This window comes from Acetobacter tropicalis (assembly GCF_001580915.1).
Lineage (GTDB): Bacteria > Pseudomonadota > Alphaproteobacteria > Acetobacterales > Acetobacteraceae > Acetobacter > Acetobacter tropicalis.
The window spans coordinates 22,476-40,628 of record NZ_LHZQ01000207.1 but is presented as its reverse complement, the minus strand read 5'-3'; the positions used below and the strand labels follow the sequence as shown (position 1 = coordinate 40,628).

The 18,153-nt window shown below is 57.2% G+C and carries 16 protein-coding genes; 5 read left to right on the top strand and 11 right to left on the bottom strand.

The window, feature by feature from the left end; translation table 11 throughout:
- Positions 1–55: 55 nt before the first annotated feature.
- On the bottom strand, positions 56–415 hold the full coding sequence (locus AD944_RS09175) for a winged helix-turn-helix domain-containing protein (protein ID WP_035378897.1): 360 nt from the start codon (positions 413–415) through the stop codon (positions 56–58).
- Between the two features lie 92 nt (positions 416–507).
- Between AD944_RS09175 and AD944_RS09170 the strand changes: the two genes are divergently transcribed.
- A complete protein-coding gene (locus AD944_RS09170; RefSeq protein ID WP_045541823.1) occupies positions 508–1,026 on the top strand; it encodes a GNAT family N-acetyltransferase in 519 nt (172 codons plus the stop codon).
- A 64-nt stretch (positions 1,027–1,090) separates the two neighbouring features.
- Here AD944_RS09170 and recA read toward each other — a convergent pair whose 3' ends face one another.
- On the bottom strand, positions 1,091–2,113 hold the full coding sequence (gene recA, locus AD944_RS09165) for a recombinase RecA (RefSeq protein ID WP_035378901.1): 1,023 nt from the start codon (positions 2,111–2,113) through the stop codon (positions 1,091–1,093).
- A gap of 269 nt (positions 2,114–2,382) precedes the next feature.
- On the bottom strand, positions 2,383–3,762 hold the full coding sequence (locus AD944_RS09160; protein ID WP_373317137.1) for a gamma-glutamyltransferase: 1,380 nt from the start codon (positions 3,760–3,762) through the stop codon (positions 2,383–2,385).
- 234 nt (positions 3,763–3,996) lie between these two features.
- On the opposite strand from AD944_RS09160, the gene AD944_RS09155 reads away from it, so the two are divergent.
- Positions 3,997–4,773 carry a DsbA family protein gene (locus AD944_RS09155; protein WP_045541822.1) on the top strand — a complete coding sequence of 259 codons (777 nt, stop codon included), beginning with the start codon at positions 3,997–3,999 and terminating at the stop codon, positions 4,771–4,773.
- A 135-nt stretch (positions 4,774–4,908) separates the two neighbouring features.
- Here the strand turns inward: AD944_RS09155 and hemA are convergent, their stop codons facing one another.
- Together hemA and AD944_RS09145 are read right to left on the bottom strand one after the other, a co-directional pair.
- Entirely contained in the window at positions 4,909–6,186 is a 1,278-nt protein-coding gene (hemA, locus tag AD944_RS09150; RefSeq protein WP_045541821.1) for a 5-aminolevulinate synthase, read from the bottom strand.
- A 108-nt stretch (positions 6,187–6,294) separates the two neighbouring features.
- Positions 6,295–6,771, bottom strand: a complete 477-nt coding sequence (locus tag AD944_RS09145; protein WP_045541853.1) for a hypothetical protein — start codon at positions 6,769–6,771, stop codon at positions 6,295–6,297.
- Between the two features lie 272 nt (positions 6,772–7,043).
- On the opposite strand from AD944_RS09145, the gene AD944_RS09140 reads away from it, so the two are divergent.
- From AD944_RS09140 to AD944_RS09130, 3 genes are read left to right on the top strand one after another with little or no spacing between them, the layout of a single operon-like run.
- Positions 7,044–9,014, top strand: coding sequence for a transketolase-like TK C-terminal-containing protein (locus AD944_RS09140; RefSeq protein ID WP_045541820.1), 1,971 nt, complete (start codon positions 7,044–7,046; stop codon positions 9,012–9,014).
- 24 nt (positions 9,015–9,038) lie between these two features.
- Positions 9,039–10,061: a type I glyceraldehyde-3-phosphate dehydrogenase gene (gap, locus tag AD944_RS09135; RefSeq protein ID WP_045541819.1), complete on the top strand. Its 1,023-nt coding sequence runs from the start codon at positions 9,039–9,041 to the stop codon at positions 10,059–10,061.
- On the top strand, positions 10,061–11,284 hold the full coding sequence (locus AD944_RS09130) for a phosphoglycerate kinase (RefSeq protein WP_006557567.1): 1,224 nt from the start codon (positions 10,061–10,063) through the stop codon (positions 11,282–11,284). Before gap ends, AD944_RS09130 begins: the two co-directional genes overlap by 1 nt.
- Before the next feature lie 117 nt (positions 11,285–11,401).
- On the opposite strand, the gene AD944_RS09125 is transcribed toward AD944_RS09130, so the two are convergent.
- The 6 genes from AD944_RS09125 to sdhA all read right to left on the bottom strand — a co-directional run bounded on the left by AD944_RS09125 (position 11,402) and on the right by sdhA (position 18,092).
- Positions 11,402–12,316, bottom strand: a complete 915-nt coding sequence (locus AD944_RS09125) for a DMT family transporter (protein WP_179946470.1) — start codon at positions 12,314–12,316, stop codon at positions 11,402–11,404.
- A gap of 30 nt (positions 12,317–12,346) precedes the next feature.
- Positions 12,347–13,009 (bottom strand): tyrosine-protein phosphatase, encoded by a 663-nt coding sequence (locus AD944_RS09120; RefSeq protein ID WP_045541818.1) that lies wholly within the window; start codon positions 13,007–13,009, stop codon positions 12,347–12,349.
- An 89-nt stretch (positions 13,010–13,098) separates the two neighbouring features.
- Complete coding sequence (locus AD944_RS09115) at positions 13,099–13,608, bottom strand: GNAT family N-acetyltransferase (protein WP_045541817.1); 510 nt, start codon at positions 13,606–13,608, stop codon at positions 13,099–13,101.
- Positions 13,609–13,701: 93 nt separating this feature from the next.
- A complete protein-coding gene (locus AD944_RS09110) occupies positions 13,702–15,225 on the bottom strand; it encodes a hypothetical protein (RefSeq protein WP_052427119.1) in 1,524 nt (507 codons plus the stop codon).
- A 236-nt stretch (positions 15,226–15,461) separates the two neighbouring features.
- Positions 15,462–16,244, bottom strand: a complete 783-nt coding sequence (locus AD944_RS09105) for a succinate dehydrogenase iron-sulfur subunit (RefSeq protein ID WP_006557561.1) — start codon at positions 16,242–16,244, stop codon at positions 15,462–15,464.
- Between the two features lie 36 nt (positions 16,245–16,280).
- The gene (sdhA, locus tag AD944_RS09100; RefSeq protein WP_045541816.1) at positions 16,281–18,092 is read right to left on the bottom strand and encodes a succinate dehydrogenase flavoprotein subunit; all 1,812 of its coding nucleotides are present in this window, start codon (positions 18,090–18,092) and stop codon (positions 16,281–16,283) included.
- Positions 18,093–18,153: the final 61 nt, after the last annotated feature.

Genomic DNA, 18,153 nt, shown 5'->3' with positions numbered 1-18,153 from the left:
TGGACGGCATAATCGTTTTACTTTTTTGACAGGTTTGTTGCTTCGTTACGGCTTTTTAAGGGCATTCCGCCCTCTCCGGCGCAAGAAGCTGCGCTAATCTGTCCAGATTCTGGGCTGAGGCCTGAGACGCCTCCTGCTCTATCGCCCGATAAAACCGGATAACAGCCTCACCCTCTTCTGTCAGAAAAGCACCGCCCCCGCCTCCGGGGCGCGTAGCGACAAGAGGCGCTTTGAACAACTGATTGAGGCTATCCACCAGCAACCACGTCCGACGATAAGACATTCCCATGGCACGACCTGCCGCAGAAATGGACCCGGTTTCCGCCAGCATCTCAAGCAGGCGGATTTTACCGTGCCCCAAAGCAGCCTTGCCATCTGCATCCACACGCAGAGTTAGTCTTATCCGCTCTGGCATCAGGCTGCCTGCTTTGGCTGGAAGGCTTTTTGCATGATAATGCGAGGACTCATGTTCTCTCTTACTCAGGCCGAGGCCGTGGCAAACCTGTCATGACACTATTTTCCGCAAATACCATCTGGCGTCCCATGATGCCAGCCGATCTTGCGGCAACCACCGCGCTGGCAGCCATCGTGCACACGGATTATCCGGAAGATAACGAAATTTTCACGGAACGGCTGGCACTTGCACCTCAGGGATGTTGGGTGCTTTCCGGTTCTGAGGGAGTAATGGGCTATATGCTCAGCCATCCGTGGCGGGGCAGCATAAGCCCTCCGCTCAACACGCTGCTGGGAAGCCTGCCTGTTCCGGCAGACCGCTGGTATATTCATGATCTGGTTCTGGCAGAACGCGCCAGAGGGCAGGGAGCCGCCCAAAAGGCCATTGCGCTGGCAGAAGACGCGGCCCGTAGGCTCGGTGTACCGCTGCTAAGCCTGACATCTACTCGGCATGCCCAGACATTCTGGCGCAAACAGGGTTTTGCGCCAGAAGCAATTTCAGAAGCAGAACGGGCAGTACTGGCCTCTTATGATGCAGAAGCAAGCCTTCTCAGCCGCCCGGTTTCCCCCTGAGAGGCTGGCTTACCAGCCTCCAAAAAACCTCTCACACGTTTCGGGTTGAGGTTTCAGGCGGGTTTTACTCTTCTTCCTGTTCCGGCGCGGTCATCATGGCTTCTGCCACAACGCCAGCGTGCTCACGCACCTTGCGTTCAATATCCGCCGCCATTTCAGGGTGATCACGCAGGAACTGCTTGGAGTTCTCACGCCCCTGCCCAATGCGCTGGCTGTCATAAGAGAACCATGCGCCGGATTTTTCCACCACACCGGCCTTGACCCCAAGATCGATCAGTTCCCCGACCTTGCTGATGCCTTCACCGTACATGATGTCAAATTCCACCTGCCGGAACGGCGGAGCCATCTTGTTCTTGACCACTTTCACACGCGTCTGATTACCCACAACCTCGTCCTTGTCCTTGATGGACCCGACCCGGCGGATATCAAGGCGCACAGAAGCGTAGAATTTCAGCGCGTTACCGCCCGTTGTGGTTTCCGGATTACCAAACATGACCCCGATTTTCAGACGGATCTGATTGAGGAAGATCATCATGGTGTTGGAGCGGGCAACCGAGCCTGTCAGCTTGCGCAGCGCCTGGCTCATCAGGCGGGCATGCAGGCCCACGTGGCTGTCGCCCATATCGCCTTCAAGTTCCGCACGCGGGACCAGAGCCGCCACACTGTCCACGACCAGAACATCAATGGCACCGGAGCGTACCAGCGTATCGGCAATTTCCAGCGCCTGTTCACCAGCATCTGGCTGGCTGATCAGCAGGTTATCAACATCCACACCCAGCTTTTTTGCGTAACCGGGGTCCAGCGCGTGTTCGGCGTCAATAAAGGCACACGTGCCGCCGCGCTTCTGCGCTTCTGCAATGGCATGCAGCGCCAGCGTGGTTTTACCGGAACTTTCCGGCCCATAGATTTCAATCACGCGGCCACGCGGCAGGCCACCAATACCCAGAGCAATATCCAGCCCCAGAGAACCGGTAGGAATTACATCCGCCTGTTCACGCGGGCGCTGGCCCAAACGCATAACGGAGCCTTTGCCAAAAGCGCGTTCAATCTGCCCCAGTGCACCTTCAAGGGCTTTTGCCTTATCCATGCTTCACCTTTTCCCTGTTGCCTCCGGCTCCGGCCAAAGGCGCATCTCACGCTGGGGACAAGAAGCCTCAGACTGAAGCTTTTATTCCAACGCGCTTTTCTCAAGACCTGCCATAAAAACGCCGCCCCCCGCAATGACGAGCATCACGCGAGAAAGACTCCACAGTGTCAGACCTCTGGTTCTGTTCCATTTTATTTAGAACAAAATAAGAACAATTCAAGCCAAAAACAGGCGGCCGAAGCCGCCTGTTTCGCCATAGCCAGAAAATATTATTTCTGCCGGTCAGACGATATGGCCAGACCAGAACCGCGCGGGTCTGTCCAACCAAAGCATTTACCTGAATCCCCCGGCAAACCAGCAGGGCAGGATACAAAATTGGCCCGCCCAGGCCCTGATGTCACTTCCGGCCGCCCTCCGGCCAATGCGGCCTGCAAGGCAACCGCAGCGGTATCAGCGGCCACATTCTGCCCAGATGCCGTTGCTGCAGCGCGGAATTGCACCGATCCACGATGAGCAATAGCAGCCGTCAACAAAGGTTGCGGCCGCCGCTGCGGCGAGGCCCCCAGCACAATACCCGTAGAGCCTGCCACACGTCCGGTACCGAACAGGTTATTCATGCTCAGAGCACAGCTTACCGTTACACCCTGCCGATCCGTGACAACAAAAGAGGTAGAAGCGGGGAGCGGAGGCAGAGCAGACCCGCTAGGCAGACTACCGGAATTCAGCAGAGCCTGCGCATCCGCAACGCTCACACTTCCGCCCTTACCAGCCTGACGGGCGCGCCAGCCCGACACAACGGCTTCACCCCGCACGGTGGCATGGCTTTGGCCACCTACAAACGCAGCAGCCGTACCCAGTCCGCCATCCGCCGGGGGTGGCAGGAAGCTGATCTGCACGCCATCGGCGCTCAGCATGAGCGGCTGTTCAGCCGTTGCCAGACTGTCGCGCAGATCAGCCGTTGTCAGGCCTCCACCCGCAGCCTGTGCGGCCTGCACGAATGTCTGCCCCAGCGAGCCACCATACAGATCGCCCACACCAGCAATTCGTATGCGTTCAAGCGCACCGGCAAGACGCGGCTGCACCATCAGGTCACTCACCGTCAGCACACTTCCGCTACCGTTGCTGAAAATGGTGCGCGCTCTTTCATCCGCCAGCAGGGGAGACTGCACAGCGGCAAGATCAGACGCCAGCAACCCGCTGACAGGCACGCCATCAGTGGCAAGATTGCGTGCAGGCACCACAACATCAGCAAAATCGACACTGCCGTAGCGCAGTTGCATCAGATACAGGCCACGCGCCAGCATGGGCACCGCGGCCGGACGGTCTGCCTTAGCGTCATCCTGTCCGGCTTTTGGCAGGAATACAAAGGCCTGTCCCTGTTCCTGCCCCGGCTTCCAAGCCAGACAGGCCCCACCCGCACCCAGAGACGCACGGGAGGGCAGTGTCACGGACAATGCCATGCCAAGAGCCGCAGCCGCATCCGCCGCATTGCCACCCTTGGCCAGAATATCACGGGCAACAAGGGCCGCCTGCGGCTCATCCGCCGCCACTTCCCCCACAAAACCGGTAACAACCGGAGCGGATGGGTCCTTATGCCCCCCTATAAGGCCACAAGCTGAGAGGGAACAGGTCATCATAAGCGCCGCCATGCGGGCCTGACCTGAAAATAACGGCGCAAGCCGGGCTGAACGGGTCTTTTTGAAACGCTCGGGCACGCCTTGATGTCTCCACTTCATCTGGTCTGCCCGCAAAGGGGCGCACGGTTCTCTTCCGATAACCCTGTTCCGCACAGGCAGCAACACGTCCGTGTCATTTCCTGCCTTCTGTTAGCATGCCCACACTGCATTCCCATCCCAACAGTTCTGCTTTACAGGTGAAAAACCATGAAAAAGCTGATCTCCTCCTCTTTCAGGCCACTCGCTCTTGCCGGGGTCGCCTGTTTTCTTCTGCTTGGCAGCACCGCAGCCCCAGCGCGCGCGGCTGACAGTGGCTTCACTCCCACGCAACGCGCTGAAATTGTTGAGATCATGCGCAATGCGTTGAAGACGGACCCTTCCATCCTGTCAGACGCCATCACGGCGTTACAGGCCAAGGCCTCCGCGCAGAAAGCCACCTCTGCCCTTGACGCCGTGCGCAAAAACCCCGCCCAGTTTGGCGATAGCACAACGGATGTTGTGCTTGGTAATCCGCACGGCAAACTGAAAGTGGTGGAATTTTATGACCCCCGCTGCCCGTACTGCCGCAAGGTTCTGGATGATCTGGACAAGCTGGTGGCTGCCGAGCCTGACCTCCGGCTGGTGGAAAAGGTCATCCCTGTGCTGGGCCCCAACAGCGTGATGGATACGCAGGCCATTCTGGCTGCCGGTTTACAGAACGCCTATGTGCCGTTCCAGAAAGCTCTGATGGCAGACCCCGCCAGCGCCTCCACAGACCGGATTCGCCGCATTGCGCTCCATGTCGGACTAGACCCGGATCGCCTGCTTTCTGACATGAAAAACCCCAAGGTCATTGCCGCAGCCAGCCATAATCTGGAACTCGCCCGCTCCATAGATCTTGAAGGCACCCCCACCTTCATTATCGGAGACAAAGAAATCATTCCCGGCGCTGTCTCCTATGATGAACTGAGAGCAGCCCTTGGCCGCCTGCGCAAAGCCGGCTGATAGCAAAAAAGGCCTCGTCCCGTGTGGGATGAGGCCTTTTTTATGAGCTGATTGAAAAGTCCGCTCCAACTGGCCGGGGGCGTTTCCTCCACCCGGCTTTTGCCGCCAGTTTTCCGGCTTTTTCTTACGTAAAACTCAGGCTGCTTTTTCTGTCTGACGTTCCGCTGCTGAACGGCCGGGAATAACCCCTTCTTCCCGCAGCAGGACAGAAAGCGCACGCACCATCTCGTCCATCATCTCATCAGTGTGGAATGGCCCCGGCGTAAGCCGCAGACGTTCCGTGCCTTTGGCAACCGTGGGATAATTGATGGGGGTGGCATACTGACCATATTCCGTCAGCAAGCGGCGGCTGATGCGCTTGCAGGTTTCTGCATCCCCGATCGGCACCGGCACAATGTGGCTGGGCGTCATGGTGAAGGGAATACCCGCCGCACGCAGACGCTGGCGGAAGGTATTCACCCGCTCAAACATCTTCTCACGCCGCCAGCCTTCAGCACGGACCTTGCGCACGCTGGTCAGTGCAGCACCCACAACAGCCGGAGGGAGTGCTGTTGTGAAAATGAAGCCAGATGCCGTGGAGCGCAGGAAATCGACAATCTCGGCTGAAGCCGCGATGTACCCGCCATGCACGCCAAATCCCTTGGCCAGCGTGCCTTCAATAATATCAACCTGATCCGCCACGCCATCACGCTGGGAAACACCACCGCCTTCTTCGCCATACAGGCCAACGGCGTGTACTTCATCCAGATAGGTGATGGCATTGTATTTGCGCGCCAGCGCACAGATACCGGCAATATCCGCCATATCCCCATCCATTGAATACACGCTTTCAAACGCGATCAACTTGGGGGCTTCCGCTGGGGCTTCCGCCAGCTTGGCTTCCAGATCAGCCAGATCATTATGTTCAAAAATAACGGTCTGAGAACCGCGGGCCCCTTTGATACCGGCGATCATGGACGCATGGTTCATGCGGTCTGAAAAGCAGATCCAGCCCGGCATGGAGGTCAGGATGGTTTGCAGGCTGGCCTGGTTGGACACATAACCGGAAACAAACAGCAGGCCCGCTTCCTTGCCATGCAGCGATGCCAGTTCCGCCTCAAGCTGCGTGTGCAGCGGGCTGGTTCCGGCTATGTTGCGGGTGCCACCTGCGCCAGCGCCGTGCTCACGGATAGCCGCAATGGCCGCTTCCTGCACTTCCGGCACCACGCCCATGCCCAGATAGTCATTGGTTGACCACACCACCACTTCACGCCCTTCCGGCACGGCGGCAACTTCTTCCTCATACAGGGGAAAACGCTCAGCCAGTCGCGCCAGCGGTGTAAATGTGCGGTACCGTCCTTGCTGCCTGATCTCGTTCAACGCCGAATGGCAATGTTCATAAAACGGATGCCGGGCGTTCTTGATCAATCCCACGCTACTACTCTCCTCGCGTCGTCAGAAACGGTCGGGGCACGGCGCATGGCCCGTCGGCCGTCTGGCCGGTGTCTTTTTACAGTATGACTTCACATAATGGTGTAAGCTTTACTGCACATACACCCTGATGACCGGCTTCGTCACGGTCGAATCTGGCATAGCGGTTATTTCCACTTGTTCAGGAGCCGCTCCTGCCTTGACAATTTCTTTTGTCACGGCCTGCCCATCACCTTGCACCAGTTGCACCAGTGTCAGTTGATCAAGTTCGCTTTTTCCGGACGCCGGCACCAGACATTTTACCACAAACAGAATGTTTGGCTTCCGTGCCAATGCCTCATGCACCATCCGGTCAACTGGGGCTGCCCATTCTTCAGAAGGTGTGCCCCCCACCAGTTCCACCAGCGGCGGCACAGGGGGGGGACCGGGCGGCGGCGGCGGAATATAGGGTTTGGGCAGCGTGCCTGCCTGCGGATTAAAGGTTTTCTGGTCCACCAGTTTGCACCCGTTCAGGCACAGCGCAACGCCTGCCAGCAGCATGATCCGCACAACAGGCCGCCTTTCTGCAAAACAGGAAACAGAGGGCATGAGGGGCAGATCTCCGAGCAGGCTGAAAAAGTAGAGTGGTCTTTCTCTCTCTCTTTCGCGCTCCTTTGCGCCCAACGCAAGGCAACACCCTCATAAAGACAGGCCAAAATCACGCCCGTCTGCCGTTTTGTTGTCGTTTTTCTGGCCTTTGCTTGTGTACCATTCGGTTATGTGGATGAGCCCTTGCTCAAATCTCCACACCCCTTTATTGACCAAAATGCAGTGATGAGAAGACCGGTCGTCATGACAGGCCCGTCACCTGAGGCAGGCGAATGGCAACAGCCCTTTCGACAGACCATCTCCTTTCCAATGAGGAAGGAGGCCTCTCCGCTCAACAGATCAGCGTTGTGCGGATGAGCCACGCTGCGCGCCAGTTACTCCGCACGGAAACCCTGCCAGCCCATATCCGCGCAGTGCTGGAACTGATGTGCCTGCCCGTAACAGCCCTGTGGTGCCGGGTGCTCCGGTTTGACCCCGCAGCACCAGACTGGCCGGACCGCGACCGTTTTGTGGTGCCCTCCACCACCATGCAGCCCTTGCTCCGCGCCATGTTGCGCCTGACAGGCGAGAAAAAACACGCTGCTGTTCCTCTTGAATATGGTCGTCATCCTGCGGTGGAAGTGGCCCCCGGCCCGGCAGGGCAGGGGGTGGCCGCTGCTGCCGGTATGGCTCTGGCTGAACAGGCTCTTTGCCGCCGGTTTGGCCGCTCTCTGGTCAATCACCGAACTTGGGTTCTGGCGCAGGATACGGACCTTGCCACAGGTGTTGCGATGGAAGCCGCCCAACTGGCGGGCCGCTTCGGGCTGGACCGTCTGGCCGTGCTGGTCGCACCCCCTTCAGAACCCGATACTGCTGATTTTGTCGATTCGCTCACACGGTTCAGTGCCTCTGGCTGGACGGTGCGCAAGGTGGAGGCCGATAATCTTCCCGCCATCACCTCCGCTCTGGCCGCAACATTACGGGCACGCAAACCAACGCTGATTGCCTGCCTGCCCTCCGCCGCTCCACTCTCTCCCCTTGGCCCAGACCTTCCGCCAGAAGAAGAACTGACCGGCCCGTGGAGCCCCACGGCAAGGCGTGGCGCTTCCACCCGCCGCTCCTGGTTGCGCCGCTTTGCCCGGCACCGCCAGCGCACCGCCTTTGAACGCGAACAGACAGCCCGCCCGCCCACGCTGTTCCATGAAGACTGGCAGCGCGCATGGGAATGGCGGATGCGCACCGCCTTGGAAACCTCCACTCAGGAATCCGGGCTGGCTGGGCTGGATGCTCTATCGGATATCCTGCCGGAACTGACCTGCCTTACCGCAGCCTCCGCCAAGAACGCGCCCCCCTCTGACCAGAATACTGCCGGAGGGCAAAGGCCCATGGCACTGGCCAAAGGGCGGGAATGCGGTATTCAGGAACATGGCATGGCTGGTATGCTCAACGGTCTTGCCTTGCATGGTGGTGTGCTGGCCTGCGCCGCCGCCAGCATGATGACTGTGGACCGCATGCGTTCCGCGCTGCGCATGGCGGCCTTCATGCGCCAGAAAGTGCTGTATCTTCTTACCGGAGACGGTCTGGCCCTTGGGGATGGCGGCGGCGCGTGGCAACCAGTTGAACAGTTGGCCAGCCTGCGCGCCACCCCTAATCTGGCCGTTTTCCGCCCCGGCAGTGCAGAGGAAACCTTCAAATGCTGGGAGGCCGCTCTCCACTGGCAGGGTGGCCCGGCTGTTCTGGTACTGTGTCCCCACCAGAACACGCCCCTCCGTTTTCCGGCCGCAGTATTGGGGGGCGCAACCCGTGGCGGTTACGTTATCCGCAGTCCGGAAAAACGGCAGGTCACGCTGATTGCCTCCGGCCCAGAGGTTGCCATTGCACTTGAAGCATCGCACCATCTGGCGCAGCGGAACATCCGCGCTGCGGTGGTATCCATCCCATGTTGGGAACTGTTTGCCGCCCAGCCCGGCACGTACCGCCGTGCAGTTCTGGGAGGAGCGGGATTACGGATAGGGATTGAGGCCGCATCCGGCTTTGGCTGGGAACGCTGGCTTGGCCCGGATGGAATTTTTGTTGGCATGGATGATTTCGGCACGTCTGCCCCGGCCAACGCATTGTATGAGCGTTTCGGCATTACTGCTGAAGCGATCTGTGAAAAGGTGGAGCATCACCTTTTTGCCTCAGGCGCTGCACGGGGAGCTTCCTCGTTCGCGCCGGACCAGCCTCGGGCACGCGCTCGGGGACCGTTACTGACAAGACCATAAAAGATAAAAACGGAGAACAGACAAATGGCAGTCAAAATCGCTATCAACGGCTTCGGTCGCATTGGCCGACTCGTCCTGCGCGGGCTGATTGAAAGCGGACGGACCGATGTTGTCCCTGTAGCGATTAACGATCTTGGGAGTGTGGAAGACAACGCGCATCTGCTCAGCTATGACAGTGTGCATGGACGCCTGCCTGCGGATGTGCGCGTTGACGGCAACAAGCTGATCATCACGACACAGGGCCGCACCTGGGACCCGATCACGGTTTCCGCAGAGCGTGACCCGTCCAAGGTACCGTTTGAAGGTGTGGATGTGGCCATGGAATGCACAGGCCTGTTCACCTCCAAGGAAAAAGCACAGCCGCTGCTGAAGGCTGGCGCCCGCAAGGTGCTGATCTCCGCCCCCGCAACAGATGTGGACGCCACAATCGTGTTTGGCGTGAACCAGGACGTGCTGACACCGGATATGACGGTGATCTCCAACGCCTCCTGCACCACCAACTGTCTGGCCCCCGTTGCCAAGGTTCTGGAAGACACGTTCGGCATTGAACGCGGTTACATGGTGACCATTCATTCCTACACGGGTGACCAGCGCACTGTGGATACCCTGCACAAGGATCTGCGCCGCGCCCGCGCAGCTGGCCTGAACATGATCCCCACCTCCACCGGCGCGGCCCGTGCTGTGGGGCTGGTTCTGCCACACCTGAAGGGCAAGCTGGATGGCACCGCCATTCGCGTGCCAACGGCCAATGTGTCTCTGGTCTCCCTTGATTTCGTGCCGAAAAAAATTCCGGGCTCTGTTGAAGACGTCAACAACGCCATCAAGGCGGCGGCCTCATCTGGTCCGCTGAAGGGCATTCTGGCGTATTCCGATGCGCCGCTGGTCAGCTCCGACTTCAACCATGCTCTGGCATCCTCCACGTTTGATGCAACCCAGACTTCTCTGGTGGATGGCGGCAAGCTGGTTCGTATCTGCTCCTGGTATGATAACGAATGGGGCTTCTCCAACCGCATGGCTGATACAGCCGCTCTGTTTGGAACTCTCTAATGGCCATGATCCCTTTCAACACGCTGGATAAGCTTGACCCTCGCGGCAAGCGTATCCTGCTGCGTGTCGATCTGAATGTTCCCATGAAAGATGGGGTTATTTCTGATTTCACCCGTATCGAGCGCATTGTTCCCACCATTCGGGAACTGGCCGACAAGGGGGGCCGGGTGATTGTGCTCAGCCACTTTGACCGCCCCAAAGGCAAAGTGGTGCCGGACATGTCGCTCCAGCCCATCGCCACGGCGCTTGCCACGGCTCTGGGCAAGCCTGTCAGCTTTGCGCATGACTGCATCGGCCCGGATGCGGAAGCTGCTGCTGCATCCCTGAAAGATGGCGAAGTTCTTCTGCTTGAAAACACCCGGTTCCAGCCGGGTGAAGAAACCAACGCCCCAGATCTTTCCGCAGCCCTCGCCAACCTGGGCGATGTGTATGTGAACGATGCGTTTTCTGCCGCGCACCGGGCCCATGCCTCCACCGCTGGCGTGGCCGAGCATCTGCCCGCCTATGCAGGCCGCCTGATGGAAGCGGAAATTGCAGCGCTGGATGCAGCGCTGGAAAATCCGGAACGTCCGGTTGGTGCGATTGTTGGGGGGGCCAAGGTCTCCACCAAACTGGCACTTTTGGAAAACATGCTGGAAAAAGTGGATGTTCTGGCTGTTGGCGGTGCCATGGCCAACACGTTCCTCGCGGCAAAAGGCTACAAGGTTGGCAAGTCTTTGAAGGAAGAAGACATGCTGGACACAGCCCGCCAGATCATGGCGCAGGCTGAAGCCAAGAAGTGCGAGCTGATTCTGCCTGTTGATGTTGTGCTTTCAGAAGACTTCATGGCGGGAGCCCCCACTGCTGTTGCCCCGGTTACGGATATTCCCGATGGCTGGATGGCGCTGGACGTAGGGCCTGAAACCGTCAAACTGCTGAAAGAAAAACTGGCGGGCCTGAAAACGCTAGTCTGGAATGGTCCGCTGGGCGTGTTTGAAATGCCTCCGTTTGATGAGGGCACAAACGCTGTTGCGCAGGAAGCGGCACGCCTGACCAAAGCCGGTGCCCTGAAAACCATTGCCGGTGGGGGAGATACCGTTTCCGCCCTGCGCCATGCTGGGGTTCTGGAAGACATGACCTATGTTTCCACCGCTGGCGGTGCGTTTCTGGAATGGCTGGAAGGCAAGGTTCTACCGGGTCTGACCGCCATCAGCACCACGCTGGAACGCACCATTCCCATCTAAAAAACCTTAAGAAAAGCGCTTCCTGTTTTTCATTCTGATCAAAAACAGGAACGGTTCTTCAGAAAACGCCGGAGCATGTCTGCTTCCGGCGTTTTTTCTTTCGTGCCTCTCTTTTGCCTATCCCGCGCTTTTTGGTTTTCGGCCTTTAGCATTCATTAAAGCCACCCCGCTCAAGATGATGGCGCCGCCAAGCAGAATTCTGAATGTGGGCACTTCTCCGGCCAAAAGAAACGCCAACACCAACGTGGTGGGAGAAAGCAGATAAAGCAGCCCCGAAGACCGCGCCACGCCCAGATGCCCCACCACATAGGCCCACGCCCCATAACCCAACACTGCGGGAAACAGACCTAACTGGAGCACCAGCCCCCATGTGCCTGGTCCCGCAATACTCAGGCTGTGCCACGCCTCGGCCCACCAGGGTGCCAGCAATACAGCACCCACTATCAGGATATACGCCGTGGTTGCCAAAGCACCATAAGATGCCACCAGTTTTTTCTGGAGCGTGTTGTAGAGGGCCGCAGAAAACGCTGCCCCCACAATATCCGCAGCGCCGGAACCAAACGCAAGGCCACCCGGTTGGCTGCGTGCAATCAACACCACACCGGCAAAGCTGACCAGAGACCCCACCCAGCCCCATAAAGAAAGACGTTCCCCCAGGAACACAACCGCAATAAAGGCTGATATGAGGGGTGAAAAACTGATCAGCAGGCTTGCTGCACCAGAAGAGACCGTCTGCTCACCTACATTGAACAGAATGTTATAAAGCGTAATGCCGACTGCGCCACACAGCGCAAAACGCGGCAGATCCTGTACTCGTGGCAACAGCGGCCGTTTCCAGGCCACCCAGACCAACGCCACAATGGCTGCAACCGCATAGCGTGCCGCAGCCAGAGGAATGGGCGCCATACTATGCAGCGCCATGCGCACAACGGGATAAGCGCTTCCCCAGGACACCAGCGCCAACGCTGCGGCCAGCATGGTTCCATGCCGGAAGACATGCGTCTTTCGGGCTCCCGCAGGCTTATGCTCCATACATCCTGCCCCTGTTTTGCTCGCCAGTGCCTATTCCCGACGCAGCACCTGATCCGTCATGAAAGAGGCAAGTTTGCCGGCGACAAAATCCCGCTTGAGCGCCACTTCATCATATTCATCCTGCACCCAGTCCAGAAACGGCAGGCGTCCTTCCGCTTCGGCCTGATAGCGCATGAAAAAGGCGTCCAGAATGCCGGTGCGCGACCCACGAAAATGCCCATACCGCCAGGAAAGTTCCTTGAGCGCACGCGCTGCACTTCCGCCCTCAAACAACACCACCAGTCCTGACGCGAGGCCTGCCCGGTCCGCCCCGGATTTGCAATGCATCAGCATGGGGAAAGCAATGTTCTGATAAAGCGCCGCGAACCGCAAAATACGGTCTCGATGTGGTGCGCCACGGCTTTCAAAAGCCATGTCCACATGGGCAAGACCAAGCTTATGCGCCGTTGAACGGGACAAAGCATCCGAGCCACATTTCCGGTGCCCCCTCAAATTGACAAGCGTACGTAGATGATAGCGCTTCATGGCCTGTTTCAGGCGGGCAGGGGTCGGATGATTACACCGATACACCTTGCCCGGCACAACGGTATGAAAGTTGGTCCACACCAGCCGGAACACGGCATGGTCTACAAACAGGCTATCAGTCCAGGCCCGTGTACGGCCCGCCAGAGAAGTCAGTTGGCCGTCAAACACGACTGCACGAAGCTCCTGATCATAAAAGAGGTGATGATGTGTCCCACCCTCAAGGGCATGCCGTCAATCTATTCCGCACGACACGCCTTTCAGGGACAGGCACGGTCATCCAGCCGCAAGCACAGAAACGCAAGGTCAAGCCAGCGACCAAACTTGGCCCCCACCTGCGTCATCACGCCGGTTTCTTCAAACCCCAAAGCCTTGTGCAACGCTATGGAACCAGTATTGCCAGCCTCTATCCCGGCAACCATCACATGCAGCCCATCTGTTCTAGCACGCGAGATCAGGGCTTCCAGAAGCAGACGACCAATTCCTCTGCGCTGATGGTTCGGGTGAACATACACGGAATGCTCAACCGTGTGCCGGTATCCATCAAATGGCCGCCATGGGCCGAAACTGGCATACCCCACCACCTCCTGCGCCTCACCTTGCGCAACCAGCACTGGATAGCCTGCGGCCTGCCGGTCTCTGATCCATTTCACGCGGTCAGAAACATCCACCACTCTCTCGTTCCAGATCGCCGTACTGAACTGAACATTGTGATTATAGATGTGCGCTATGGCTACTGCGTCCCGTTCCGTTGCATTCCTGACCAACATAATCTGCCTTTTCAACTTTCCAGAAAACGAAAAGGACTGTTTGCAATATCTTCTGACTGCATCATGAACACCCCTGCTACCTTTCTAAGAAAATCAGTCCTGTTTCAGTAATGGTGCGCCCCCCTTCAAGTAACCGCTCCTCTCAGATAACACCAGCTTATAGAGATCAAGCGAAAAACGCTGGGCTTTTTCAGTGTGAACCCGCCGTGTGTTCAGAGAATATATCCGTTTGTAATGTGTTGTCAGCCACCTGCACACAACTGGTTCAACCTGATTGCGGGCACACCCATCATACGGCGTGAGCACATACGCTGGCCCGCGAACAAGATCCTGCATGTAGCGTTTCCACGCATTTTCTTTTCCGAACACAATATCGATGTGTGTTGGAAACAGATACACATCAAACGGTCGCAAATCCGCCGAATAGAATGCGGTGTGGTCTGCCCGGATATTCAGAACTTTTTGCGTTCCTATTTCTTTTGAGAGAAACGCGTAGTCCACCCGAGTGTAATACAGTCTTTCATTCAGGATTTTCCGGGTTTCCTGAACCATATAGCCTATGGAAAACAATGCGAAGGGTAATAAGCTATACTTTGGGAAGGCGTAGCTTTTCTCGAACAGAATCGCCGCCATGATGGCAGCCGGCGCAAAGCACAGAATAAAATAGTGCTCAAACGGATGCCCCGACAGGATAACCGCAGGCAGAGAAGACAAAAACCACAACGGCAGCAGAAGTGTTTTTCTCGCTGTCCCATGTAGACTAAGCGGAAAACGTTTGAACCAGCCTTGAAGCACCGGAAAGAGCAACGCCGTATAAATGCCGCACCACAGCACACTCCGCATACGGGCTTTTAAAGACGCGCCATAGTGATGCAGAAATGCGCTTTGCATGGAAAAATACGTTTGTAATGCCCCATGTCCTTCCACCAGATAAGGAGAAAACAGAACGAGCAGCCCCACTACCAGCCCCATGGCTGCCAGCATGATATGCTTGAGACGAAACCATCCAGGTGCCAGAAAGAGCAATAAGGACGGCAGGAAAAGACAGACGGCAGAAAGGTAATTGACGTTCACAACACCGGAAAAAACCAGGCCTGCTACAAAGAAAAGGAAGGGGTCTCCCTGAGTATTGCCTTTATAAAGCAGCCTGAGAAATAGGGCTTCCCCTACCACCAGAACCGTTTCGGTATTCCCATCCAGAACACCAAAAACAGAACCACCCACTGTTAATATCAGCCAGGCCAACCAGTTGTTGAACGACCCAAAAATGCGGCAGAGCAGCACAAAGGCCGCCATGAGCACACAGGCTAACAGTTCGAATTTTCCGTAAGGAAGGGGAACAATATAGTCCCACACCGCATAAACCAGATAGACGCCCAAAGGTTTATGATCAAAAGCATAGGTGTAAGGTAGAAGATGGTCGCGCAGCATACCGCGCCCTACCACCACATAATATGCGATATCTCCATTTGAAAAAGGCAGAATGCTGTCGCTGACAAAATAGCAGACCGTCAGGATCATGAGGACCCAGAACAGGAACGAAGGCATTCGTGCCAGCTCTGGCACACAGGCCAAAGTCTCCAGTCCTTTCTGCTTCATTTTGGCAAAAGAAGCCATTCTGCTTGAATACTCCCTCATGATGATAAGTGCCGCTCAGCGACCTGACTGCGCCTGCCATATCACGCGAGAGCCTGTGTCCCACCCATCCTTATGCATTTCAGAAGACGCAAAAAAACAAACCCCCACGCTGTACCTAAACAGCGTGGGGGCGTTACGTTTCAAAATAGAGGCCTTCTCTCCCTAAAGCAGACCCTCATTCTGACAGACTGGAACGGAAACCATTCTGACTGACGTCAGAGCTTCCGCTCAATCTGAAGTTCTTTGATACGCCCAATTGCCTTGGCCGGATTCAGGCCTTTGGGGCAGGTCTGGGTGCAGTTCATGATGGTACGGCAGGCATACAGCTTGAACGTATCTTCCAGAGAATCCAAGCGGTCGCCCGTATGTTCATCACGGCTGTCCGCAATCCAGCGATACGCTGCCAGAAGCACGGCCGGGCCAAGATAACGGTCACCGTTCCACCAGTAGGACGGGCAGGAGGTTGTGCAGCAGAAGCACAGAATGCACTCCCACATCCCATCCAGCTTTTCCCGTTCTTCAATGCTCTGGCGGCGTTCTGAATCCGGCGGCGGCGCGCTGTCAGACTTCATCCACGGTTCAATGGAACGCAACTGAGCGTAAGCACCATCAAGGTTGGACACCAGATCCTTGACAATCGGCATATGCGGCAACGGATAGATGCGCACATCGCCCTTGATGTCCTTGATAGGCTTCAGACACGCCAGCGTGTTTTCACCATCAATGTTCATGGCGCAGGACCCGCAGATTCCTTCACGGCAGGAGCGCCGGAATGTCAGCGTGGGGTCCACTTCGTTCTTGATATGGATAATGGCGTCAAGCACCATCGGCCCAATTGTATCAAGATCCAGTTCGTAGGAATCAACAACCGGATTTTTGTCATCATCCGGTGTCCAACGGTACACCTTGAATGTTCTAACGTTTTTGGCCCCGGCTGGCGCGGGAAAGGTTTTGCCTTTCCCGATCTCGCTGTTGCGCGGCAGTCTGAGTTCGACCATCTTTACCTCCCTTATTCGCCCGTTCGTGCCGACAGATCAGTAAACGCGCTTTTTGGGTGGGAAGACCTCAACATCATTGGTGAGTGTCTTCATATGAACCGGACGGTAAGTCAGCGACACGCTGCCTTTGTCATCCAGCCAGGAAACGGAATGCTTCAGCCATTCCTTGTCATCACGGTCGGGGAAGTCATCCCGCGCGTGGGCGCCACGGCTTTCATGCCGGGCCAGACCGCTTTCAAGGGTTACTGTCGCGTTAGCAAGAAGGTTTTCAAACTCCAGAGCTTCCATCAGATCACTGTTCCAGATCAGTGATGAGTCAGAAACGGAGATATCACCCAAACCGCTCCAGATTTCGTGAATCTTGTCCACGCCTTCCTGCAGGCTTTCCTGCGTACGGAACACGGCGGCATGGGTCTGCATGTCACGCTGGAGACGATCACGCATGGCGGAGACTTTGGTTCCACCCTTGGCATAACGCAGCTTGTCCAGACGATCGAGTGCGGCTTCGCCTGCACCTGCTGGCAGAGGTTTTACAAAGTCCGTGGGCTTCACAACTTCTGCTGCACGCTTGGACGCCGCACGCCCGAACACGATCAGATCGAGCAGGGAGTTCGTGCCCAGACGGTTAGCCCCATGCACGGACACACAGGCGGCTTCACCCACCGCCATCAGGCCCGGCACAACGGCATCAGGATTATCAGCCGTTGGACGGACAACTTCACCATGAATATTGGTAGGAATACCGCCCATGTTGTAATGCACGGTCGGCAGAACCGGCACAGGTTCCTTGGTCACGTCCACACCAGCAAAGATACGGGCGGTTTCAATAATGCCCGGCAGACGCTGGTGCAGCAGATCAGACCCCAGATGCTCCAGATGCATCATGATGTGGTCTTTCTTCGGACCAACACCACGGCCTTCCTTGATCTCGATGGTCATGGCGCGGGAAACAACGTCACGCGATGCCAGATCCTTGGCCGTTGGCGCATAACGCTCCATGAAGCGCTCGCCTTCCGAGTTTGTCAGATACCCACCTTCACCACGGCAACCTTCCGTCAGCAGACAGCCGGCGGGGTAGATACCAGTCGGGTGGAACTGCACAAATTCCATATCCTGCGTAGGCAGGCCAGCACGCATGGCCATACCGCCGCCATCACCCGTGCAGGTGTGGGCTGAGGTGCAGGACTGATAGGCGCGACCATATCCACCGGTTGCCAGAACAACCATCTTGGCATTGAAACGATGGATCGTGCCATCATCCTGACACCACGCCACAACACCACGGCAGGCGCCTTCATCATCCATAATAAGATCAATGGCAAAGTATTCGACAAAGAACTCAACGTTATGTTTCAGGCACTGCTGGTACAGCGTATGCAGAATGGCGTGGCCGGTACGGTCGGCAGCAGCGCAGGCACGTGGCACAGGGGCCTTGCCGTAATCGCTCATATGGCCGCCAAACGGACGCTGGTAAATCTTGCCTTCTTCCGTGCGGGAGAACGGCACACCGAAATGTTCCAGTTCCTGCACGGCGGGCACGGCCTCACGGCACATGAATTCAATGGCGTCCTGATCACCCAGCCAGTCAGACCCCTTTACGGTGTCATACATGTGCCAGCGCCAGTTATCTTCCGCCATATTTCCCAAAGAAGCCCCGATCCCCCCCTGGGCGGCAACGGTATGGCTCCGTGTGGGAAAAACTTTGGTCACGCAGGCAGTTTTGAGGCCAGCAGCCCCCATGCCCAGCGTAGCACGCAGGCCGGATCCACCTGCACCCACAACCACAACATCATAAGCGTGGTCAATAATCCGGTAGGCTCCCCGTGACGGAGAGGTATTGGCATTCATCGTGACGGCGCTCCCATGTGCGTTCGGCCTGTCATGTCTTCAGGTTCGTGCCGCGCAGATC